This is a genomic window from Serratia sp. Ae19-1, from assembly GCF_059801225.1.
In genome coordinates, this window is the sequence record NZ_JBCHWD010000006.1 from 66,023 (window position 1) to 88,465 (window position 22,443).

Below are 22,443 nucleotides of genomic sequence, written 5' to 3' on the forward strand. Positions count from 1 at the left end.
TAATGAATAACCCACTGGAAACATTTGAATCAATAAGAGATTTTTATATTTCGTACCTTGAAACGGCCTTCCGTATTGGTTCATCAGACATACAGACCGAACGGCGAGCGTTACTGGAACAGCAAGGGACATTATGCGCCGATCTATTTCTTGAGCCTATGTCCCGATATCAGAACTATGGCTTAACTATCAGTGAATTACGAAATGATGCTCATGGTCAGACATGGTTGCCAGGGTTTAATGCGCAACAAAGGGCGGCATTCATCGACCTCTGTTTAGGTGGACTTCTGCCCCGCAATAAAACGGATTCAACTAAGGGACGTTTTAATCTTTATACCCATCAACTGGACATGCTGAAAAGAGGGGTACAGCCAGGGAAACCGGGCATTGTCACCTCCGGGACCGGTTCCGGTAAAACCGAATCATTTTTACTGCCTGTTCTAGCACAGATCGCAAAAGAAGCTACCGGCTGGCCGCAAAGCCCGGCGTTGAAGCGCTGGCAACCGTGGTGGCATAAGGTAGCGGATAAACAGCCCAGCTTCATGCGCGAGCATGAAGCCGATGCTCGTCCGAAAGCGGTACGCGCGCTGATCCTCTACCCGATGAATGCCTTGGTAGAGGATCAACTGGTACGTATGCGACGGGCGCTGGATTCCAGCGAAGCTCATGATGTCATGGATACGCATTTCGGCGGCAACCGGATCTTCTTTGGCCGTTATACCAGCGCAACTAAAGTAACTGGCTGGCTTAAACATCCCCGACTCAGTGAAGAAAAAAATGAGAAAAAGCGCGTGGCTAAAAAAATCACCGAGCTGCGTGAATATATGCAATTAACGGAAGAGACCCATCAGGAGGCGGTACGACAAGCGCAGCAGGACAAGGATAACGAATTATCGTTTAATTTCCCCCGAACCGCTGGCGGAGAGGTTCTCAGCCGCTGGGAAATGCAAAAGACACCGCCCGATATTCTGATCACCAACACCAGCATGCTCTCAACGATGCTGGTTCGCGAGGTGGACGATCCTATTTTTGAGCAAACCCGACAGTGGATTGAGCGCGATCCTGATGCCTATTTTTATCTTATTCTTGACGAACTTCATCTACAGCGAGGAACCGCTGGTACTGAAGTCAGCTACTTGCTTAAACATTTGATCAGCCGGCTGGGGCTGGATCAGGAAAAACACCGACACAAATTGCGCATTCTGGCCTCCAGCGCCTCTTTACCCGTTGAAGGTGCTGAAGGTGATCAAAGCGTCGAATATTTATGGGGGATGTTCGGTCAGCGGGGATTACCCGCAGGTGCCTCTTCCAGCGACTGGAGAGAATGTATTATTAAAGGTGACCCCCTTCCCCCGGGCAATATGTCTCTTTTCCAGGGGGATCTGGAGGCGTTTTATCACGCAGTGCTTCAGTTACAGCAAGCACCACTTACCTCATTACAACACTGGCAGAATGTCGCCCGTAGCATGGAAATGACAGCCAGTGAAGCCTCTACAGAACAACTAGCGCAACGTGTCGTTTTACAGGCGAGCAACCTGCTTGAAAGTGGCTGCTATACGGACGATCATTCTCCGAGAGCTACGTCAATCAAAATGCTTAGTTCACGCCTTTTTAACGCCCAACCCCATAGTGACAAAGCGCTCCAGGCATTAATCTGGTTACGTTCGACTGAGGGAGATTGGCCGCAATGGTTTTCACATGCCTTTCCTGATGATATCGGTGCGCCACGTTTCCGCGCTCATGCTTTTTTGCGCGCTCTTGAGGGGTTATATGTCGCGCCATTGCCCGTCCCTAGCGCTGCATCTGCGCAAGAAATTAATCAAAGATATTTTGGCGATCTTACCGTGGAGTCCGGCTTACGTTACGGCAAAGATAAAAAATCGCGGCGTGTCGAATTACTCTATTGTGAATGTTGCGGTAATCTCTTTTGGGGGGGTAAACCTTCGGTCTTTTCCGGTTCAGAAAGTCGAATTGAACTTTTACCCAACGACCCTGATACGGAACAACTGCCCGAACACGCAAAATCAGTCATGGTAGAACGCCGATCTGCTGAAGAATATGCGCTATTTATGCCCGTTGTCGAACGTTTCTGGCCGAAAGGAAATGAGGAGCTAAACAGCGATAATGACAATACTTTTGGTACTTGGGTAAAAGCCAGCTACGATCCATTTACCGCCACTATTCAACACCCAGTATCGCTCTTAAAACCGCTACCGGAAAACCATATAGCGGGCTGGTTCTATTACGTCAAACCCGGTGAATTTGCCTCCTCGGAAAGAGGCCAGTCATCCAGCCAGTCACCGGGAACGGCGCTACCTTTTCAGTGTCCGGCGTGTGGTACGTCCTATAAATACGGCAAAGGTAAGCTCTCCCCAATCCGTAGCTTTCGCGTCGGTTTTTCGAAAACGACACAACTACTGGCCAGCTCGCTAATGGCGGAACTACAGCGATCGGGTAACCGTGAGCAACTGGTAACGTTTTCAGACAGTCGTCAAGATGCCGCAAGGGCGGCGCTCGATCTGGAATCGGGTCACCATGACGACGTCAGACGAGAAATTGTTGTCCATTCGCTACAGACTATTGCGGCTGATAAACCGTCCCATAACCAACTAAAAATACGCCAGGCAGAGATAGAGAACCGGAACAAAACACTAGTTAACCTCAGCGTAAGGTCGGATGAGGAAGAGGATGAATTGGATCAACTTGCTGATGAACGAAAGAAAATCAGAGGGTTATTATCAAAGCCTGAATCTGACAGCATACCTCTGCGTGAAATCCTCGAACCTGAATCACCGGATGCAGGTCAACCGCTTGGCCCGCTGTTAAGGGCGCAGGTAGATGCAGGTATTCACCCTTCCGATCGTACTGGCATCGCGCCTGTTCCCGATCCAGAAAAACATGAAGAAGGCACGCTGACCTTTGCATGGCAACAACTCTTTGAAAAGAACACGCAGGGGGAGTGGTGCTGGAAGGCGCTTCCATCCTATGAAGACAACCTGCTTGTGGCACGACAGGAGATTTCACGCGATCTGAAACGGCTGGTGGGGGAAAGCGTATTCAGTAAAACCTACTTCGCGCTGGAAGAGTCCGGTTGGGGTTATCCCTGCCTTCCCATTACCGGAAACGACTCACGGGAACATCTCGCGATTTATGACGCAATGTTTCGTGTGTTGGCGGACGCATACCGGGTTACCCCTTCACAATATACAAAGCCAGAAACTCCATGGAGTTCAGCGCGCGATGTCAATCGTAGAAACCGCCTGTACCGTTTTACACAGGAGATATGCCAGTGTTCAGGAGGCGAGCCTTTATCTTTAATTGATAGTTTTCTCCGGCGACTAGAGCTGGCGGGTCATCAGGGCGGTATTATTGATATTGGTAAAATGCATTTTCGCCTGGCGGAACCTACAGATCGCGTCTGGCGCTGCTCCCGCTGTGGGCGTATACACATGCACACCGGCGCGGGAATCTGTACTCGCTGCTACTCTCCTTTACCAGAAACGCCGTGCAGTGAGGCAAAAACGCTCCAGATGCAACACTATCTCGGCAAACGTCTCTCACATTCTTCTGGTATTCACAGGATGCGCTCAGAGGAACTGACTGGAATGACCGAAAATCCGGCGGCAAGGCTACGCCGGTTTAAAGGTATTCTGATTGCCGACGACGATGATATTTTACCGGAAGGAATGAAAGATTTTGCGCCCGATAGAGACCTTGACCGGGCAGCTCGCGTGGTCGATGTGCTTTCCGTAACCACCACCATGGAAGTGGGCGTTGATATCGGTGATTTACGCGCGGTCTTTCAGGCCAACATGCCACCACAGCGCTTTAATTATCAACAGCGTGTCGGACGTGCCGGACGACGTGGACAGGCGTTTTCATTCGTCTTAACCGCGTGTCGCAGCAAGAGCCACGATCTGTTCTACTTCCGCCACCCGGAAAAAATTACTGGCGATCTCCCTCCGCCACCGTTTCTGACCACAAAGCTGGAAATGATCTGCCAGAGACTGGTACGAAAAATCTGGCTGGTGTCGGCATTCAAATGGTTAAGGCAGCAAACGGAAAAAGCCGATCACCCATGGCCGGTTGACGACTACGCACATGTCCCTGATAACCATGGTGAGTTTTTCCCGGTGCACTGGCTGAAAGAAAACCAAACGGACTGGCTGCCAAAAATCCGGCAGGCTATCGAAGCAACCATCCTGGCGCGCGATGAATTTGCCCGGACCAGCACACAGCAAAACCCCTATTTGTTCCAGAAAATTATTCAGCCTTTGACGCCGGAACAGCTGATTCAGGATATCAACGCCGTACTGAACGACAGCGCGATGGAGGCGAAAGGACTGGCAGAAGCGTTGGCGGAACACGGTAAATTCCCAATGTATGGCATGCCGACCCGATCACGCCTTTTGCTGACAAGGCCAGTCAGCACAGGTGAAAAAGAAATCGAATTCGCCAGCATGGACCGCGATCTGGATATTGCGATACAGGAATTTGCCCCCGGAAAAATTCTGGTTCAGGATAAACGACGCTACTTTACAGCAGGTTATAGTGGACTGCTTAAACAGAGCAGAAAAAATCCACGATCATTTTATTCAAATGCCTGCGAACCGGGTGAACTCAGAACAATGACCGCCTGTCCGGTGTGCAACATCTGGGCTCCGGCAAACTCTCTGGCCACCGAATGTACCATCTGCGGTGCCGTTATGGATAAGGCAGAGCGCTATCAATGCTATGTTCCTTATGGATTTATCACCACGCTGGAGCCAAAATCGGCCAAAGAGGATTTTGATCAGATCCTGACCACGGCCAGTCGTGTATCAATTGCAGAAGCCTACACTTTTTCTGCCACGCCAGAGCCTGACGTTAATGTGGCGATACAGCTTCAGCCGCAGACATGTCTGCACCGCCTGAATCGGGGACTTTATACCGATAAAACATGGCGTGGTTTCAGCGCAACACAGGGGAGCCTAACGGTCCCTTTCAGAAAGCAGGGGACCTACCAGCCGCTTTGGGCTAACCGGGTTTGGATGGATAGTCAAATTATTGAGGCCGACCTGTTAGTTAAAAACCGCTTTAACGATCGGGGAGAAACCCGAAACACATTTTATCTTGCCGCGCCTAAAGTGACTGATCTACTTGCGCTGATGGTTGCCCAAACCCCGCCGGGTCTCCGGCTACAGTATTCCACTCTAACTCCGGCATTCAGAGCTGCTGCGCTCTCGGCGTCTTTTATCATTGTTAACTATGCATCAAAAGAGCTATTGGATATTGATCCTGAAGAAATTGAAATTCTGGAACCCCGCGTTCAAATGCTGAAAAACGGTAAGTCGGTACCAGTTCTGCAAATGGCCGATCGTCTGGTTAATGGTTCAGGGTTATGTGAACGGCTGCAGCAGAAGGACGCATCCGGTTCTCTCATTATACTTGAGGTCATGAAGAAGATTTTAAATAACAAATCGGCTTACCCGCTGGCTGAGTTCCTGCAATCCGATCATCGCGAACGATGCTTTCAAGGATGTTATCATTGCCTGCACCGATACGGAAACCAGCCGTATCACGGGTTGCTGGACTGGCGTCTGGGACTGGATGTTATTCAACTTCTTCTGGATCAAACCTATAACGCAGGGCTGAACGGTGATTTTACATCTCCGAGCGTGTCTGACTGGCCGGAAAATGCCCTACGATTAGCTAAAGAGGCCGCTTCGCTATACAGCGACAGTGACGTAAAAGTGATGGGGAATATACCCGTGATTCGCACCGGTGACGGGCGGTGGGCCGCCGTACTACATCCATTCTGGGATCCCGATGCTGCATTTGCTGCAAACCCCGAACTTGAGGCATTTTCATATGAGGTGGACGTAGACGCGACGAATACTTTTGCGTTGTCCCGCCGCATGGGGACTGAAATGGCGAAATTACGGACTCAGGCGTCCTCATCTCAGGAGTGATAATGCAATGAATGAAATGACGCTATCGCGTACTCGTCCGGTGCTTCCTTCCTTGTTGGGTTATTTCGCCGTTTGCCCGGCGAAATACCTGCTGGAAAGTGAAGCTCATTCTTACGCTCGTTTACCGCTGCACCCGGGAGTGATTCTGGGCCAGGTAATACATCAACGGGTCAATTCAGTGATACGCAGGGAGGCCGCTTTTGGGAATTATACCCTCAGGCAACTGGAAAATGATTTTTCGATCGAGCTGACAGCCAATAGACGTGCCGGGCCGGTAGCAAACTGGATATATGACCGTCACGGCGTTGCCGGGCTGGTGTCACGCCAAATGCTTGTTACCCAGATCCGCTACGTCAGATCGCTTATGCCACCTGTTTTCGTAAAAGGGGGCCCTGCACACGAAAAAACATTACCCGTTGGCCGGGAGGTTATGCTGACCAGCAATGATTTCGATATGCATGGGCGGGCCGACCTCATATATCAGGAGCGACCCGATCGGTTAAACGTAGTTGATTTGAAAACCGGAAAGGTAACAGACGAACTAAACCGGCCGAAAGAAACTAACCTGTTACAGATTGCGGCCTATGGCATAATGGTAAGAGAGCGAGCACCTGATATGAACATTGGGTTAGTTCTGACGGGGAGCCGTGATAGTTGGGAAGGGATACTGAATACAGACCTGATTGAACGGGTCACTACGATTATCAAAAATATTAATCGACTTTTGCCACGGAATATCCCACTTTCAGTATATGAGTTGGCTTGTCCAGGCACGTACTGCTCCCATTGTTCCTGCCGTTGCTCGTGCCCGGCCTGGACAGAAAAGCTACGCAAGCAGATGCAACCGTCTCTTTCTGAGCATCAGCATGGCGGAATCGATATCAGTGGAAAATTACTTGATGCGGAAAGTGACGATCATCTTCTTACGCTGAAGATCCTGCTACCCGATAATTCAGTTGTTAAGGTCTTTCGTGTGCCTTCCTGCTCCATCCCAGACCCAACGGAAATAACAGGAAAACAAATTGCATTGTACGGATTAAACACCTTCAGTGAGACACCAACAGAGTATTTTCCCCGCAACTTCTACGTCATCAATATGCAGGATACAAGAAGATCGGCGTTTCAGTTTCACTGGCAGAGTGAAGGAGAGAATTAGACCTGGAGAAAACGCTTACCTTAAACAACGCTCGATGATCTTACCCGTAATATATTGACGCTCAGCCAGCGGTGATTACTCATGACAAAACCAGCATCGACCAGCAAAATGGCCCGTAAGCAGTACACACCCTAATTCCTCGATGAAGCCCTGAAACTGGCTGAGCGTATTGGTATCGCTGCCGCTGCCCGTGAGCTCAGCCTGTGACCTGCTCCCTTTTGATTAATACATGCGATTCTTTTTAATGTCTGCATATGGCACGGAGCGCACATATAGAGTCAATTAAGTTAGCGCGTCGGAACAACGGCGGCGGTCATTGATTGGTCACAGTCCCTAACAATACTAATGTGTAGCATGAATGTCTTCGGCTGTTGTGCCAATCTGAATCAATCCCATCCACCGGTCAAATTCTAAAAAAATCCTCTTCTTGTCGACTGGCATCCTTTGCCGTTTAACTATCATAAACCATACACATTTATATAAAATTGTCCCTTGCCATCCTCTGTTTTCTGTATCCGATACGAAATTGGCAACGAGTCTTTCATGTTTGGTTTGGCGAAAGTTAGATCAGCAGCACACTGATAAACTTCAAGACCTGGCTCATGACTTAAAGTCCTGACATTATCGACAGAAATTCGGACATCCTTATCAAACGTCATTCCTTTCTCTATCGTTTTCCTCGCTATATCAACGACCAGATTCTTGGCATCATCACTGTTGCATTTGGGCGTCTTATCACCGCAACCGACCATTAAACCCGCTGCAATCAACACCAGAAGCATGTTTACTTTCATTTATTGTTTTCCTTCAATTCAAAGTTGTTGTCTTGTTATTTTTTTGTTGTATTGGCCATCCATTAAACCCGACGCAGAAGCACCGCAGTATCCTTCACAACCACGCGTCATAACGCCGGCTTTCCCATTATTCATTTCACTGAACACTGCAACGCACTGGCTGGAACTATCATTCCAAACCCAACGGTGCTTCTGATTCTCGCCAGCAGCTATTTGTTGTGCTGTCCCCTCCATATTGCAGGTCCCTGAGCCATCCCTGACTGATGCACTTATACTGAACTCCGCATTACTATTACTTGGTTTCAAGGCTAAAACAGCGCCGGGTTTGGAGTACTGAGCAGCGATTGTCGGAAGGGCAACGCCTGCCAGTAATAACGCAACAAATGTTCTTTCCATCATTAAATTCCTTGTTAGTTGATACGAATGTTTTTGGTGATTTTCCCCAGTGCCAGAGGTCTGCGTTTTTCCACAAAGAAATACACAACGTTGAAAGCTGATTTACGGTGATTCCCCCGACCCAGGGAGGGCCAGTTACGGAAAGATTCGATCTGTTCTTCTGAATAGGGTGTGTCAGAGAAGTCAAATAGCACAAGCAGGGCTTTGCCGTCGTGCTTCATCAGCTTCTTTACCTCCGTGTTGTTGACGGTTGCGGAGACATTGGAACGAGCAGCTGTTGGCTTACGGACTGCAAACTCAACGGCCACATCGTCAATCACAAAATCAATGAAACCATGCCCGGATACCGTTCCTGGTAGCCTGCTTTTGACTTCAGGCGAGACGTTGTCTGCAAACCAACCCAGCAAATAGCAACGTACCAAAGGCAGTAATTCCCGCTCGCTACATTCGTTCAGACGCAGTGTTTTGACAAATTCTCGCCGGTAAAGAGAGCTGAAAAAGTACTCAAAGCAATCCGTTATCTCAGTAATGGTGGTTGCCACAATGTTCTCCTTTTTGTCCACCTTTGCTCTGCTGCTCAACAGATGGGGCTTTCAATCCAGCCTGGTTGATCGGCTGCAGCCGTTTTTGTCTATAAAAGACGTAAATATCAATTTTATGTCCATTAGGGATGTTCATGCAAGAGTAAAAAGGCCCCAGAATTCCTCTTATGGACGTTCTGGAGATAAAATGATGGTTAAACTGATGGCAGATTCAGCTGATAAGCTGGTAGGACAGCGTATTCAGGCCAGACGTAAAGAAGCAGGGCTAACTGCTGCCGATCTTGCAGAGACTATCGATATCTCTCAACAACAACTTTCCCGCTATGAACGCGGAACGAATAAGATCAATATTGCTCATTTAGTCAAAATTGCCGTTGCTTTAAAAACTCCAATCAGCTGGTTCTTTATTGATTGTATGGAGGATTTAAATGTTTCTGATATCCCGATTAACTATGCCACTGGGCTTGACGTTGAATTAAAACAACGTCTCGAGCAAGTCTGGAATAAGCTAGATAACACTAAGAGAAAAAGCTTGATTATGTTTTTAGATGAGTTTATAAAATAACAACCAAATTAGTTCCTGAGTGAAACTATTTGCATTAAAAGCATGGCCCTGGTAAAATAACATTGCTGGATAGTGTCATATTGTCCAGTGGCTGATACAAATTAATTGCCAACTTAGCATTTCATTTTATTATCCCATTCTGATGGGAGGACGTCTATCGTCTAAACAGTCAGTATGGGAAATGGTCAATTATTGGTTTGTATCATCAATCCAAATGCATATTTTTCGGAATGAAAGTGATGAGTGTTATCCATCAGGAAGGGCTGGCTATGCCCGTCGATCAGGAATTAATAAATATCATATTAAATGAAGCGGGAAATCCACCGCCGCATAAAGCCCAAATTACAGCCGTCAGTCTGTTATTTAAAGACCTGAGTTACAGCGCTGAAAAGGGCGGTTTCCATCCCGTCGAAATACGGCTTATTTCATGCAATGATGAATGGTATTTCGATTACATCACCGACTTCAGTTATATGGGAGTGGTTTACCCCGAACTGGAAAAGGAAATTGATATTAGCTGGAGTCAGCAATATGTCTTTCTTGCTCATGTTGGTGACCTGCCTGTTAACGCCGGAAGGGAGTTATTTGAACTCTGGCAATACAACTTTATTCAGTATCACGCCATGAACGTCTACACCATTACCGTCCTGTGGGAAAGCTAATCCCGCCGCACTAATCATCACTACCTTATGGGGAATTATCTGTGACTGATAACAGAGGGATACGTGCGTCTCAACAGGGAGAACTGGACTGTCTTTGCGGTGCTTATTGCGTGGTCAATATGCTGAGCTGGCTGTATGACGGCAGAGTGAAACGACGCCCTTTAATGAACCGGCTTATTCAGGTTTATCAGCAGCGCTGGCCTTTGCATGAATGGCTGACTGAAGGGATTGAAGAAGACCGTTTAGACTGGCTGATGGCTCAAGTGTTGCAGAAAGGGTATTACAGCCGTCAATTCCCGGTTCAAATCACCAGACCCTTTGCCGGGAAGCGGGGATTATCAGACGGGCGGCTTTTCAGGGAAATACAGCGGTTTCTGGACGTCATTGACTACTCCCGCCTGATTATGCTCAGCGACCAGTTTCACTGGTCCCTTCTGGTCAAAATGGATGAAGAAATACTCTGCTTCTTCGACAGTAACGGGCGAACCACCATGCCCCGTAAAGCTTTTTCCCTGCGTACTGGCGTAACCCGCCGCCAGCTGTTTCCCGACGCCATTTACTTCATTGAACGGGAGTTCTGACATGACCCTATTTACCCGGCGCGAAACCCGTATCCTCGATCAGGCGCGTGACATTATCAGCAGATACTACCAGCGTGGGGTTCAGCCCTGTTCCCCTGATGATGTACGGCGGTGCGTGATGGTTGAGCTGGCACCGCTTGAACATGAAGAGTTTGGCATCATCCTGCTCGATAACCAGAATCAGCTGCTGCACCGCGAAATCCTGTTCAGGGGGACGTTAAACTCGGTCAGCGTTCACCCCCGCGAAGTTATCAAACGCGTACTGAAACATAACGCCGCCGCAGTCATCCTTGTCCACAACCATCCCAGCGGCGAGCCTGAACCCAGCCGTTGCGATATCAAGTTGACCAAAAAACTTCAGGAGCTGCTGGAAATGCTGGATGTGCGGTTGCTTGACCACTTTATTGTGGCGGGAACTGAAACGGTGTCGATGGCTGAACGGGGGTTGGTGTGATGCTGAAAGTTACCTGGTTTAATGTACGTTATTGCGGGTTACGCGCATGAGCCGGGCTGCGTTGCGTCAGGTCGTGCCGGTGGTGCAAACCACCGTGTTTGATGCGTATATTGGCGGTCTTGCACCATCGGGACGGCGGGGCATCACCAGCCTGTTAAACCGTAGTGCCGGCATACTTAAACGCGGTGCGGATGCAAACAATTATCCTTGGGAACAACTTAACTACGCCGCCGTAGCCAAAGTACGTGCGGCACTGCTGGATGATGGTTACGCCGTGTCGTCGGTCAACATGGCGCTGTCAGCACTCCGGGGTGTAGCACAGACGGCCTTTAACCTCAACTGCATGGATGCCGAAACGCTGGCACGTATCCGGTCAGTTAAGCGCGTGAGCGGCGATATCCAGCGCAAGGGAAGGGCGCTGGACAAGCAGGAAATCAGAGCACTGATTCAGGCAGCAAAACAACATCCGCACCAGGTACGGCGCTGTCGTGATGCCGCTATTGTGCTGACACTTTGCGGAACGGGCCTGCGGGCCGGGGAACTGGTCAAACTTGAGCGCCGGGATTATGACAACGGCATCCTGACTGTGAAGCAGGGGAAGGGGCGTAAATACCGTGAAATTCATGTGGCGGATGCAGTGGATAAGGCCATCCGCGCATTGGTTAAAGTCAGCGCAAACGAAGCTGAAAACGCATTGTTCAGCCGAATTCAGCGCAACGGTAAGGTTGCCAGTCAGCCTCTGACAACAACCGGGCTAACGGGTATCCTGGCTGAGTTACAGCATACGTCAGGCATAGCGCGTTTTACCCCCCATGATATGCGGCGCACCTTCATCACCCGTTTACTGGAGCAGGGCGTGGATATCAACACCGTACGCAAATTGGCAGGCCACAGCGACATATCCACGACGACGCGCTATGACTATCGTGGTGAGGGTATGAAAGCCAAAGCATCACAGAGTTTACGGTGCTGGTGATGATTAAAGAGGTAAATCCCGTTCTGCAACACCTTGTTCAATCAGCTCATGTCGACGAAGCGCAATTTCATCTAAGTCGTCACTATCGACGTCACTTTCTGTCAGGTAAACCACGAATTCCCAGCGAGGTGGTGCATTATGCAAGATGATCGACATCCCACTTTCTCTTAGCAAGGATGCCACCATTGAGGCAGCCTGCCTTGTTCCTCCAAACCAGTAACGCCCAATTTTTCCGATAGACTCAACAGCAGGAACATAATGCTGTTTGAATACTGAGGCCCGAAGTGCGTCATAGTCGATATCAAATGTCATTGTTTATCTCCCCCGTTAGTCGCTGTTGCAGTAACATTACACGTTCTGAGGCAATCCACCACCAGTCACTTTTCAGAATCACTCGGATTATCCACGGCAGCAGGCTGGATAGGGGGATGATGGATCTCTTTCTTATTAAGCTTCTTGATTTCATCGTTTACCCACTGAATGCTCAGCAGATCATCAACCTGAGAAACATCCCAGGGTAATGGCGTTTTGCGTAAACCCCGTCGACTGGCAATGATATTGGCAGGAGACTGGTATCTGTCGTGTTCCATCTCAATGGCAATCATTTGATGGGGTATACCAGACAATGCCCTGTGGGTAACGGCCTGGTACAGGTCGTACAGCTCCTGTGCGCGCGGTGTTTTTGCCGGAAGAATGTCAGGCAATGCCCCCTTTTTTTTCTGCAAATACATTTCTTTATAGAACTTACTCACGCAGTAGCTGACAACTTTGCTGAGGGCATCCAGATCTTTACGGGTTTCATTCAGTTCATAGCCCCGATGATCCCGGTAGATTTCCTCCAGCTTTTGCATGACATCCTGCCCGACACGCAGCTTTAGCGTTGTGAACCCCGATTTCTCATGAATTGACTCCGTTTTACTCTTGTAGCGGGCGTTTCGGGACTTTCTTGTCTTCTTGGTGTGAGTGGTATTAGACGGATCTTCTGAATTTTTAGCATAACTAACTGATGTTCTGTTTTTATTAGTGTCAGAATTGTTATTTTCCATTTAAAACTCCGTGATTATTAATCTTACCAGATTAAAATAAATGATTGTTTTTGTGTTTGCGTAAAAAACATCCACGTGCTTCTCACATAAATAATCCATCTTCCGATTTAAAGCAATCATTATTCACTTTCAGAAAAAAGAGTGAGAAGCACATATATTTTCGCACTAGGTAGGCATATTGCCACCGAAATTCAATCCGCTATTATGTTCTCAACGAAACGCAGGAGGACTTATGAATAAAGGTCGGTTAATTAAAACAGATGAAGTAACGAGGTTGTGTGCAATGTCCCGCGCGACATTATACAGGTTGCTCGCCAGCAACAATTTTCCTCCTCAGGTATCAGTAACAGGGGGCCGTGCTGTTGCATGGTATGAGGCCGATATTTATAAATGGATTAATGAGAGGCCATCAAAAAAAGAGGAATAATGTTGATATTGAATAAGCGAATCCCGTTGGCCGGTCTGTCTCCGGAGCTTGAAATGTTGGCATTATCTATACCGGGCTTTGAAACACCAGAGCAGGCAAGGAAGGAAAGGGTGTTCAGGATTGCCAGTTTATCCACATATACCGGAGCATGTTACAAAGCGCTCTGTGAAAGATTAACGGAATGCCACCCGAAATACCCCTGTAACAGCGCAGCATGCCCGGAATGCCATAGGCGATACCGGCTACAGATGACAAGGGAAGTCCTGCGATTATGCAACAAGACACATAAATGGCGTAGTGTGACCTTGATTTTCTACCAGGATGCGTTCACAGATGCAGAAGCACCCATATGGTCGCCAGATGCACTGATTGCACGTCTCCGGCGGTGGTTAAAAGAATGTGGATTCAAGTATATGGTGATTGGTGGTTTCGAAATGGATTACCACATAGGCACTGGATTGTGGCTACCTCATTTTCACTTAATCACTTTCAATGAAGAGGAGGCATTAAATAAACTTCGGAACAGAATGAAAAACAAGCGCAATATGTCGGCCAGAAAGAGTGTCATTTCCAGACCAATGTTTGATACAGGAATAGACAACCCGGAGAAACAAATAAGTTACTTGTTCAAGGCTATATGGTGGCGCGTTGAATCGTATAAAGAAAACAAGCCTATACTTATCAACAATAAGAGTATTAAACCTAAGCGCCGAACTAAGAAGTTCAGATTATGCCCAAAACAGCATGCTCATTCTTTAGTTATGATGGATAAGCAGGGAATACAGACATTAACCTTTATGTATAAAGTAAGGAAGTATGGTGACCATTTGATATTAAAATAATGTCATGAACTATTAGCGATATGTACCAGCTGTAAACTATTTCTGCAATTTTAAATAAAATAATAGTGTTGTGTGAAAAATCATACAAGGGAACTTTTACGCATTAATTATGATGTTTATTACTGCAACTATGATGTAATCTTTAAATACGATAAGGAACTATAAATGAAAGAATATAAAGAGATATTGAATAATAAAAAAGAAAAGCTATTTGTTACATTGTTGGCTCGTACAAAAATTTCCGAATCATGTCCAGTTGCATACCGACTTATTAAAATCACTGATTTTCAAGAGATGGAGTCGACCCGTGTGCTTGTACCAGCCAAGGCACTTGTCAGTGTATTGGAGTTAAAAAAAACGTTATTAACGTGCGGACATAATCCCAATGTGACTAAAGAATACTGGATTCAAGCTCATCAAGAAGTAATTAAGGAAGCCGATAAGATAATCACACTGTGCTATAAGCCAGGTTTTTATGGTGATGTTTATTTGCGTGTTAACGATATAGCTATTGGCAAAGTTAAAGGGGATAAGCCTGTACTGCATCCTGGTGCTAAAAATCATTTACCAGTCGAGGATAAACAGGAGACATTAAAATTATGGAAAATGAATGTCGCTCCATATGCGCTACATAGCTCGCGTATTATGTTGGCTCTGTGTTGTGGATTTTCAGGTTTTCTCCTTAAGCTTTCAGGTATGGAAGGGGGCGGGTTTCATTTGTGGGGGATGAGTAGTATAGGAAAAACGTCCAGTGCCTACATGCTTGCATCATTAGCAGGATCACCTAAAGATGTTGTCGTACTGTGGAACAATACGGATAAGGGGCTTGAGGAGATTGCCGTGGCCCATAACGACAGCTACTTGGTTCTTGATGAGTCGAAGTTGTTAGATAAAGACGTACTGGCAGCTGCTAAGATTATGCAAAACCGTGTGTATACGCTTTCAGGAGGGAAAGGGAAAACACGCTCTGCAATGTATGAGAACAAAGTTGCTGAATGGCAGGTAAGTATTTTCAGTACGGGTGAGTGCAGCCTTCAACAACTTGCTGCTTCCGGGAACGTTGAGCGCCTTGAAGGCGAAAATGTGCGTGTAATCGACGTTAATGCAGATGCTGGTGCTGAAATGGGGATCTTTGAATCACTGCCAGATGGTATTAATTCCAGCAATGAACTTGTTCATGCGATCAAGGATGCAACTCACCGATATTACGGCAGTGCCAAACCTGCCTTTCTCAAGCGCCTGGTAGCGGATATTCAGGATGATCGTGAGAGTGTGAAACGGAAGCTTGAAAAAGGCATTGAGTTCTTCCTCAACAAGCATCAGGTCGATCGTAACTCCGGCATTCAGGTACGTATCGCCAAACGTTTTGCCATCGCTTATGTAGCAGGTTCCATGGCTGTGAAATATGGTGTTTTACCCTTTACAAAGCAGGATGTTATGAAGGGGATCTCAACCTGCTACCTGGACTCCCTTGGGGTGGTTTTATCTGAACCTGAGGTAATGAAGTCACCATTAGGTCGTTCGTTTGATGCAATTATTGATTTTATCAAAAAGGATAATCTTTTAAATCTGATTGGAAATGATCGCGTAACCCAAACGGCGATTAAAAAGGCACCGGTCATTATCCACAAAGTTAAAGGACGTACGGTATATGCAGTTGATAAGGATCTGGTACATAACTGCTTGCCGAAATCTCAGCGCAAAGACATCCTGATGCTATTAACAAAGCAAGGGGTATTATTATCCGATGCGAATAAGGAGTACAGTACTATTCAGATTGTCTATAAACGTAAGCAAGTTGGTCGTCGCTACTGTTTTATCTGCAAAAAGCTTGAGAAGCTTATTGAAGAATAATTTTACAATATGGTAAGGGCTTAATGGAGTGGCTTATAACCACTCCATTTTTACCTCATGATTCTGACTGGAAATCTTCAATTATTTTCTGATTGTAATCATCCAGATAGTTTTGAAGTTCTTTTCTATCAATCAAACGAACCATTGCGGAATCAGCTAATTCCTTAGCGGATCGGGTGAAGTAAGAGTTTGTCACAACCATTGCTTCATCACACCCATAAAATGCTTTTGCTGAAATTGCCTGCTGCACTGCCGAATTGCCAACTGAGCCAGAATAATTTTTTGCCTGTATAACCATATTCTTCCCGAAGCGGGTAACGAATAAATCTGCCCCTTGATCCTGTGTTTTCTTTGTTTCTTTAACGTCATATCCTATAGTCTGGAATATTTCAACCAAGAAGGCCTCAAACTGGAACCCATCCATTGCATCAACAAGATACATTGTGACAAATTTGTTTGGATTAAAATGTTCAAGGCGGGTAGCTAATCTGTCTACTAAAATATCAAAATAGATACTCTCGCAGATAGCAAGGAACTTATCGATAGTGTCAAATGATAATAACGGAGTGCCCGGTGTCTTTACCGCGTGTTCGTTAAAGGTTATATCCGGATAATGGATTTCATTACTCCAAAGGTAATACAGAAATAACGAAAGATCTGCACGATAAGTTGTACCAGCCTCTTCGATCCATGATTTTAATGTCTCGGTAAGGGTTGGCTTGATATGTCGTTTAACCTCACGGGCAAACCCTGAATAAATAGAGTTGAATGAAGTTGTCAGCAATAGCTTATCTAACAATGATGGTAACTGCTCCAGTTCGTTGAACCCTTTTCTAATCAGTACTTCCTGGAATAATCTTATCTCTGAATAATCACTATTGCGTTCACTATCTATGTTACTGTTGCTATCCTGATTGTTATACGAAAATCTTGATGTGTGAATGAAATTAGTAAAGTAGGGGTCTTTCAGTGTAGCATATTTCAAAAGAACATTTTCAAGTAGGGCGTTGAGTTGAGACTGCTCTTTCTTCTTACCAAATAAATCTTTTATGATGCCTTTAGACTGGTACTGGAAATCAGGATAATAGGATGGATCTAATGGCGTCATTTGCCGAAATGTTCCAGATACATCTGGAGAGCACCACGGACAGCTTGTTTCGAAGGTTGTTCTAGAACATGAATAGCATTGATAAATCATCATTATCCCTTATTATTTTAAAGTGATTGCTTAGTGATTTTCTTTTTGGAGAATCATCCTTGAGATTTATCTAAAAATCTTTTAGGTTAATATTGAAATAGGGCGTCAATATCAGTTCTTCAAATAAATCATATTCGTGGTGCGGAACCTTAACAAAGGTAGAGTTGTGATTAGGTGTCCACCATTTCTCGACACCATAATACGCCTCTCTGGCATTAGCTTTGTGGATCAGCCGGAATGGCCTGTCCATCCAACCATCACTGTGTTTTGTGAAATAGTTAACCGGGCCAGTGAACTGACCAAGCAGGTATACACCCTGATTACCGTGGGTCAGGTAGAAGTAATCACCAATCGGAGCGTTTACAAACTCCTCTGCCTGGCTGACGGAAGACTGCCCTTTACCAGCGGTCGTGCGGTGAATGTAGACGAGCTTTTCATCAATACATTCGACCATATCCAGGAATGAGAACTCCTTCCAGCCATGTGACAGCTTCCAGAAATTGGGCATCAAATCGGTATTCATAGGCCTCTTAACCTTACGTTGTAAGTGATCGCAATTTGTTGAAATGCGGATCGATTGTGATGACTATTCTGTCGCTGAATACCCATAATCGCAACAAGGTTTGTTGATGAGCTTTTCGCTGAAATCGTTCAAAGAGGATATCGGGAGGGTATGTAGATGCGTTAACTCGCCTAGTTGCTGAAAATGGGTGATCAACACTACTCAGCACTGGCAGGCTAACTATGATGAAAACATTTAGCGCTTTGAAAAAAGTGATTTAGTGATTTAGTGATTGCGGCTTTGTAGGCGAACCTGGTTTCTGGCTGTGCAATTCTGCATTCAACGCAGAGTCGGGTTGCGGTTCATCATCAGCAATTCATCCCTAAGCAAGGGGGCAGTCCGCTTCGTCATCAGCCTGTTGTACGGAGGCCAGTCCGGCAGATTCAGAGGCCAGTTACTTCACTGATTAATCGGTTAACAGGCAGAACTGAAATGAGTGACCTGCAAAAAAACACCCTTCCAGACCGCCCAACGTTGCCGGATTTTGACCTAGTAGACCAGCTAACTACCGCTGCTGTTTAGTGTCCGATTCGCATCTCGTACAATGGTAGGGGGAAATCGGCGATGGTTTCCCCTTATTCTGATGGTTGCAAGGAGCGGCGGTTTTGAGCAAATTCGAGGTTTCAAAAGAATAAAACCAGAGAATAACATGTGTCTACAACCGCTATTGAATATCACTGGGAGGAAGTTGCACCGCTTAATAACCGGTAACGTTTTACGTATCCGCTAATCCCATTCTGACCAAGCTGATATTTAATCGCTATTTACGTCTACAAGGTATATAGACGTATCTATTATACTCTTTATACACTCTATCTCTATATTACTGTATATATGTCATTACATACTATAGCCATTATCCAGTATCAGCTATCATGAGGCTCCAGCCTCCAATATTATGATCATTATCCAGCATCTGAACCTTGATGGGTTCACACAAGATTTGCGTAATTCAGTTGTAAATAAATGGGGGCAGGGCATGGTGCTCTGCTTATATATACAGGTGAATTATGAAACCATACATTACGCATAACAATATCCTTGTTACAGATTCAACGCTGGAGTATTTCAAAGAAGTTGTTTTCAATATTCCTTATAATGGTGTGCCAAGTTTACGGCGCCCCTTTTATCGTAATATAGCAGTATTCCTTCAGCATGTTATTTGTGTCGCTACCTGTAGTCGTAAGAACAAGAAGAAAGCAAAGATTAAGGCGAATAAAAAATGGTCTTATTCTGTGCCAGTACCATTTGAGTTGGGTAGGGATAAACTTCCCGGAGTATTTAAGAAAAGTGGGCCAGCCTATGAACGTGCAATGGAGGCACTGGCAAACGCGGGAATCATCAAACTAACCGGGTATTCCAATGTTCAGCACTCATGCCGGGAATATGCTGTTTCTCAACGTTTTCTGCGTAAGTTGTTTGGCTCCGACAGAGAGGCATACCTTAGCCGCAAGGATCGTTACCATTATCTGACTGATATTTTCACCAAGCGTAAAAGTTACTCATTTGATGATCTGATTGGGATTGCCATTGATCGTGGGCAGCATGCCAAACATCAGCAGTCTAAACGCGATATCCCTAACGCTGCCTTCAGGGAACTGGCGGTGAGTGTCTGGAACAACCTTGAGCCACTTGAAATCAATCTGGATGCACTGTTGGATTACTATAACGAGTATCCCACCAAGAAGAACAAAATATTCATTTTCAACTTCCTGTCGCGACTGGCTGAAACAGGTGTGGATTTGGTGAAGGAATCACCGCTAACGGTTTCTTACAGGCAGTCGTATAAAACAGCGTACATCGGCGGGAGATCCTTTGAGGTTGGCACAGGCTTCCAGACTCTACCGTCTAAAATGAAGTGGGCGTGTCTGGCACGTGGTGTGAATTATGACATCAAGGGATGCCAGCTTGAGATACTGCGACATGAGCTGTTGAGTATTGGCATTTCGGCCAAGTCGCTGGAGGTGCTGGAAACTCAATATATCTGCCGGGTATTGCGTATTGCTGAGGAATTGGTGAAGCAATTCCGGTTTTCCAGTGTATTCAACGCTGGGTTCGTTACGCTATCGCTTAAATCCAGTACCCGACGCTTGCTGAACCGTGAGCTAGGTAAGGTAGAAGCAAAGCGAGTACTGAAACGCTGGAAGCACCTTCTGAAACCCCTGAGGCGAGATCTGGCTTTACTGCTGGATCATTATGAAGGCACTGCTAAAACCAATCGTTACGGTAAATGCGTTACCAACGCGGTAGGGCAATCTTTCAACATTACCTACAAAGATGTGGCAGCGCGTAAACGCAGGAAGTCAGATGTGATGCGCCGAAAGCTGTTGTCGCACATATTACAGGGTCTGGAAAGTCAGGCGGTGTACGATTACGTTGCCAGTCATAAGGGGGTTTGTGCACTGGAGCACGATGGGTTTGTTTCTTATGAAGAGGTAACGGACTGGTCCCATCCATATCTTTTGATTGAGAAAAAGCATTAAAGGAACCATTCAGTCAATTAAAACCTATCCCGGTTGATAAACTTGACAGGACAAATAGCTCTTTCATGATGCGTGTAGCCAGCAGGTGATCCTGGCCTGCTTTCAGCGAGTAACTGGCTTTTAATTTATATTATTTTCAGGTGGTGACATTCAGCAATCCACCACAATTCCTCATTACCAGTGTCTCCGCTGCAAAATCGCCCACAGCTGCACCCGACAGAAATTGAAACTATTGTTCGCCGAGAGGTACAGGCTGTGGGCTGGAAAGCGTTAAGAGGGCGACGAACCACAATATATTCCCTTTTGTTACTTTGATACGATTGCTCAAAATGAGCGGTAACACTGAGATCGTTGATATGACTGCATGTTACGTTGTTACATTATTACTTTTGTTACAGTTAAAACATCAAGTTGGAGGGCTAAATGGATTGGCCAAAGGAGTACAGCAAGACGACTCAAGCAGTAAGAGATGCGGCGTATAAACGCTACTTTGTTGAAGCAATCACCCGGTCGGTTCTGCTACCGGGACAGGTGAAAACCGCTTATCACGATGGATTACTAACGACGGATTATTACCTTTTCCTGTTCACCAGCAGGGATAATCCGAAGCTTACAGGGTATTTTACCTGTGGCTTGTATGCAGCAAAGGGGTGGTTCGAGCTGAACGGACAGCGACCTGAGGAAATTCCATCATACAACCCCCTTACGGGCGAGTCCTCCGGTGGTAGTAAAAAGAGTGGCTGCGGGATTACTAAACCGCTGAAAGCTGAATCAGACCCAAGAATGAAACGTCTTATCAGCGTACTCCAGACGTTCATTTCTCTGACGGACGATGAGAAAAGGAAAATAAAAGGCGAGTCAACCACACTGGCTGTCCTACAGAAGCTAATAAAAGCGTCAAAAGAAGGCCCCAGCACCTCAAATATTAGATCAGTAAATACCACTCTGTACAAAGCGCTCAAGGATGGTCGTCATGGTGGTGCTCGTACATTCACTCAACTAGTTGGTTATTACGAGGTTCTTCTTGGTGTGACTTTCAAGAAGATATGTATTGATGATTTCAATCAGGAGATCGACGAAACTCGTAACAAGTCAGTGACATATCCGTATATTCCTTTGGCATCATTCTGAAATGAAGGGCTACGGTCCTGTCTGCTATTGGCCCTTCGATCAAGCGAAGTGTGCGGAGGCCCTGATAGGAACGAGGGGCAGGTCACTGAGTGACGGAGTTTACGGTTATCGCAGGGTCCATGGCGATCTTCGTGAAATTGGTGAAGTGTGCAGCCGAAACCGGGTTGCCAAAATAATGAGGAAAAACAGGATACAGGCCATACATGGTTATAAAGTGCCACGCGGAGCCCGAGGAAGACCGTCAGTGATAGCGCCTAATCGCGTGCGGCGTGAGTTTACTGTTGTGAAGCCCGATCAGGTGTGGGTCACGGACATCACCTACATCCGCACCTGGCAGGGCTGGCTGTATCTGGCAGTGGTGATCGATCTTTTTCCCGTAATGTGGTGGGCTGGTCGATGAAGCCGACACTGTCACAGGAGCTGGCACTGGATGCACTGCTGATGGCGGTCTGGCGGCGCAAACCTGCAGAAAACGTCATAGTGCACAGCGATCAGGGCAGTCAGTATGGTAGTGATGACTGGCAGCGGTTCTGTCGGGCTAATAATCTGGCTCCGAGCATGAGCCGTCGTGGCAACGGCTGGGATAAGGCAGTGGTAGAATCGTTCTTCAGTTCACTCAAAAAAGAGCGCATCAGGAAGCGGATATATAAAACCCGGGACATGGCCCGGGCGGATATCTTCGATTACATCGAAGTGTTTTACAACCGGGCCCGGCGCCACAGTCATCTGGGGTCACTCCATTATGATCTGCTCAAGTATCATTCAATTAAAGATACTCAACCTAGCGTACTCTGATATTGCTTTCTGCTTTAACAGGTGAGAT

Annotated in this window: 19 protein-coding genes and 2 pseudogenes; 14 read left to right on the forward strand and 7 right to left on the reverse strand. The window is 46.5% G+C overall.

The features are described 5' to 3' along the window. The first annotated feature begins 2 nt into the window (after positions 1–2). The 3 genes and pseudogenes from AAIE04_RS17595 to AAIE04_RS17605 all read left to right on the forward strand — a co-directional run. Complete coding sequence (locus tag AAIE04_RS17595; protein ID WP_498577435.1) at positions 3–5,951, forward strand: DEAD/DEAH box helicase; 5,949 nt, start codon at positions 3–5, stop codon at positions 5,949–5,951. 7 nt (positions 5,952–5,958) lie between these two features. Continuing rightward, positions 5,959–7,107 (forward strand): PD-(D/E)XK nuclease family protein, encoded by a 1,149-nt coding sequence (locus tag AAIE04_RS17600; protein WP_498577436.1) that lies wholly within the window; start codon positions 5,959–5,961, stop codon positions 7,105–7,107. Between the two features lie 81 nt (positions 7,108–7,188). Continuing rightward, positions 7,189–7,311: pseudogene (locus AAIE04_RS17605) on the forward strand (IS3 family transposase); the annotation flags it as partial. A 254-nt stretch (positions 7,312–7,565) separates the two neighbouring features. Here AAIE04_RS17605 and AAIE04_RS17610 read toward each other — a convergent pair. The 3 genes from AAIE04_RS17610 to AAIE04_RS17620 are packed head-to-tail and all read right to left on the reverse strand — an operon-like array spanning position 7,566 to position 8,839. Next, positions 7,566–7,901 (reverse strand): hypothetical protein, encoded by a 336-nt coding sequence (locus tag AAIE04_RS17610; RefSeq protein ID WP_087856093.1) that lies wholly within the window; start codon positions 7,899–7,901, stop codon positions 7,566–7,568. A gap of 18 nt (positions 7,902–7,919) precedes the next feature. Next, complete coding sequence (locus AAIE04_RS17615; protein WP_498577525.1) at positions 7,920–8,297, reverse strand: acyl-CoA dehydrogenase; 378 nt, start codon at positions 8,295–8,297, stop codon at positions 7,920–7,922. 14 nt (positions 8,298–8,311) lie between these two features. Continuing rightward, positions 8,312–8,839 (reverse strand): hypothetical protein, encoded by a 528-nt coding sequence (locus AAIE04_RS17620; RefSeq protein ID WP_498577437.1) that lies wholly within the window; start codon positions 8,837–8,839, stop codon positions 8,312–8,314. Positions 8,840–9,029: 190 nt separating this feature from the next. On the opposite strand from AAIE04_RS17620, the gene AAIE04_RS17625 reads away from it, so the two are divergent. From AAIE04_RS17625 to AAIE04_RS17645, 5 genes are all read left to right on the forward strand, one after another. Continuing rightward, positions 9,030–9,404 carry a helix-turn-helix domain-containing protein gene (locus AAIE04_RS17625; RefSeq protein WP_039695432.1) on the forward strand — a complete coding sequence of 125 codons (375 nt, stop codon included), beginning with the start codon at positions 9,030–9,032 and terminating at the stop codon, positions 9,402–9,404. A 269-nt stretch (positions 9,405–9,673) separates the two neighbouring features. Next, a complete protein-coding gene (locus AAIE04_RS17630; RefSeq protein ID WP_199981111.1) occupies positions 9,674–10,066 on the forward strand; it encodes a DUF2787 family protein in 393 nt (130 codons plus the stop codon). A gap of 119 nt (positions 10,067–10,185) precedes the next feature. Then, positions 10,186–10,647, forward strand: coding sequence for a hypothetical protein (locus tag AAIE04_RS17635; protein WP_498577526.1), 462 nt, complete (start codon positions 10,186–10,188; stop codon positions 10,645–10,647). A gap of 1 nt (position 10,648) precedes the next feature. Next, positions 10,649–11,101 (forward strand): RadC family protein, encoded by a 453-nt coding sequence (radC, locus tag AAIE04_RS17640; RefSeq protein WP_498577438.1) that lies wholly within the window; start codon positions 10,649–10,651, stop codon positions 11,099–11,101. Between the two features lie 46 nt (positions 11,102–11,147). Further along, positions 11,148–12,077, forward strand: a complete 930-nt coding sequence (locus AAIE04_RS17645; protein WP_498577439.1) for a tyrosine-type recombinase/integrase — start codon at positions 11,148–11,150, stop codon at positions 12,075–12,077. A 3-nt stretch (positions 12,078–12,080) separates the two neighbouring features. Here the strand turns inward: AAIE04_RS17645 and AAIE04_RS17650 are convergent, their stop codons facing one another. Both AAIE04_RS17650 and AAIE04_RS17655 read right to left on the reverse strand, forming a co-directional pair. Next, positions 12,081–12,389 carry a hypothetical protein gene (locus tag AAIE04_RS17650; protein WP_044068543.1) on the reverse strand — a complete coding sequence of 103 codons (309 nt, stop codon included), beginning with the start codon at positions 12,387–12,389 and terminating at the stop codon, positions 12,081–12,083. A gap of 65 nt (positions 12,390–12,454) precedes the next feature. Continuing rightward, positions 12,455–13,123, reverse strand: coding sequence for a hypothetical protein (locus tag AAIE04_RS17655; protein WP_498577440.1), 669 nt, complete (start codon positions 13,121–13,123; stop codon positions 12,455–12,457). A gap of 232 nt (positions 13,124–13,355) precedes the next feature. On the opposite strand from AAIE04_RS17655, the gene AAIE04_RS17660 reads away from it, so the two are divergent. The 3 genes from AAIE04_RS17660 (at position 13,356) to AAIE04_RS17670 (ending at position 16,246) form a co-directional block, all read left to right on the forward strand. Next, positions 13,356–13,550, forward strand: coding sequence for a helix-turn-helix transcriptional regulator (locus AAIE04_RS17660; protein WP_498577441.1), 195 nt, complete (start codon positions 13,356–13,358; stop codon positions 13,548–13,550). After that, positions 13,550–14,392, forward strand: coding sequence for a hypothetical protein (locus AAIE04_RS17665; RefSeq protein ID WP_498577442.1), 843 nt, complete (start codon positions 13,550–13,552; stop codon positions 14,390–14,392). Before AAIE04_RS17660 ends, AAIE04_RS17665 begins: the two co-directional genes overlap by 1 nt. A 165-nt stretch (positions 14,393–14,557) precedes the next feature. Next, positions 14,558–16,246 carry a DUF927 domain-containing protein gene (locus tag AAIE04_RS17670; RefSeq protein WP_498577443.1) on the forward strand — a complete coding sequence of 563 codons (1,689 nt, stop codon included), beginning with the start codon at positions 14,558–14,560 and terminating at the stop codon, positions 16,244–16,246. Between the two features lie 55 nt (positions 16,247–16,301). Here AAIE04_RS17670 and AAIE04_RS17675 read toward each other — a convergent pair whose 3' ends face one another. Together AAIE04_RS17675 and AAIE04_RS17680 are read right to left on the reverse strand one after the other, a co-directional pair. After that, the gene (locus AAIE04_RS17675; RefSeq protein WP_498577527.1) at positions 16,302–17,444 is read right to left on the reverse strand and encodes a restriction endonuclease; all 1,143 of its coding nucleotides are present in this window, start codon (positions 17,442–17,444) and stop codon (positions 16,302–16,304) included. A gap of 70 nt (positions 17,445–17,514) precedes the next feature. Next, positions 17,515–17,967, reverse strand: a complete 453-nt coding sequence (locus tag AAIE04_RS17680; protein ID WP_001090726.1) for a hypothetical protein — start codon at positions 17,965–17,967, stop codon at positions 17,515–17,517. 1,049 nt (positions 17,968–19,016) lie between these two features. On the opposite strand from AAIE04_RS17680, the gene AAIE04_RS17685 reads away from it, so the two are divergent. The 3 genes and pseudogenes from AAIE04_RS17685 to AAIE04_RS17695 all read left to right on the forward strand — a co-directional run. Then, positions 19,017–20,489, forward strand: a complete 1,473-nt coding sequence (locus AAIE04_RS17685; RefSeq protein ID WP_498577444.1) for a hypothetical protein — start codon at positions 19,017–19,019, stop codon at positions 20,487–20,489. Positions 20,490–20,912: 423 nt separating this feature from the next. Then, positions 20,913–21,620, forward strand: coding sequence for a hypothetical protein (locus tag AAIE04_RS17690; protein WP_063444542.1), 708 nt, complete (start codon positions 20,913–20,915; stop codon positions 21,618–21,620). 82 nt (positions 21,621–21,702) lie between these two features. Beyond that, a pseudogene (locus tag AAIE04_RS17695) lies at positions 21,703–22,415 on the forward strand (IS3 family transposase); the annotation flags it as partial. Positions 22,416–22,443: the final 28 nt, after the last annotated feature.

Excerpts from the sequence above, each read along its gene's own strand:
- radC (WP_498577438.1), top strand. The coding sequence starts at position 10,649 with ATGACCCTATTTACCCGGCGCGAAACCCGTATCCTCGATCAGGCGCGT.
- AAIE04_RS17680 (WP_001090726.1), bottom strand. The coding sequence starts at position 17,967 with ATGAATACCGATTTGATGCCCAATTTCTGGAAGCTGTCACATGGCTGG.
- AAIE04_RS17660 (WP_498577441.1), top strand. The coding sequence starts at position 13,356 with ATGAATAAAGGTCGGTTAATTAAAACAGATGAAGTAACGAGGTTGTGT.
- AAIE04_RS17670 (WP_498577443.1), top strand. The coding sequence starts at position 14,558 with ATGAAAGAATATAAAGAGATATTGAATAATAAAAAAGAAAAGCTATTT.
- AAIE04_RS17630 (WP_199981111.1), top strand. The coding sequence starts at position 9,674 with ATGCCCGTCGATCAGGAATTAATAAATATCATATTAAATGAAGCGGGA.
- AAIE04_RS17615 (WP_498577525.1), bottom strand. The coding sequence starts at position 8,297 with ATGGAAAGAACATTTGTTGCGTTATTACTGGCAGGCGTTGCCCTTCCG.
- AAIE04_RS17635 (WP_498577526.1), top strand. The coding sequence starts at position 10,186 with ATGCTGAGCTGGCTGTATGACGGCAGAGTGAAACGACGCCCTTTAATG.
- AAIE04_RS17625 (WP_039695432.1), top strand. The coding sequence starts at position 9,030 with ATGGTTAAACTGATGGCAGATTCAGCTGATAAGCTGGTAGGACAGCGT.
- AAIE04_RS17650 (WP_044068543.1), bottom strand. The coding sequence starts at position 12,389 with ATGACATTTGATATCGACTATGACGCACTTCGGGCCTCAGTATTCAAA.
- AAIE04_RS17655 (WP_498577440.1), bottom strand. The coding sequence starts at position 13,123 with ATGGAAAATAACAATTCTGACACTAATAAAAACAGAACATCAGTTAGT.
- AAIE04_RS17685 (WP_498577444.1), top strand. The coding sequence starts at position 19,017 with ATGAAACCATACATTACGCATAACAATATCCTTGTTACAGATTCAACG.
- AAIE04_RS17690 (WP_063444542.1), top strand. The coding sequence starts at position 20,913 with ATGGATTGGCCAAAGGAGTACAGCAAGACGACTCAAGCAGTAAGAGAT.
- AAIE04_RS17610 (WP_087856093.1), bottom strand. The coding sequence starts at position 7,901 with ATGAAAGTAAACATGCTTCTGGTGTTGATTGCAGCGGGTTTAATGGTC.
- AAIE04_RS17675 (WP_498577527.1), bottom strand. The coding sequence starts at position 17,444 with ATGATTTATCAATGCTATTCATGTTCTAGAACAACCTTCGAAACAAGC.
- AAIE04_RS17600 (WP_498577436.1), top strand. The coding sequence starts at position 5,959 with ATGAATGAAATGACGCTATCGCGTACTCGTCCGGTGCTTCCTTCCTTG.
- AAIE04_RS17665 (WP_498577442.1), top strand. The coding sequence starts at position 13,550 with ATGTTGATATTGAATAAGCGAATCCCGTTGGCCGGTCTGTCTCCGGAG.
- AAIE04_RS17595 (WP_498577435.1), top strand. The coding sequence starts at position 3 with ATGAATAACCCACTGGAAACATTTGAATCAATAAGAGATTTTTATATT.
- AAIE04_RS17645 (WP_498577439.1), top strand. The coding sequence starts at position 11,148 with ATGAGCCGGGCTGCGTTGCGTCAGGTCGTGCCGGTGGTGCAAACCACC.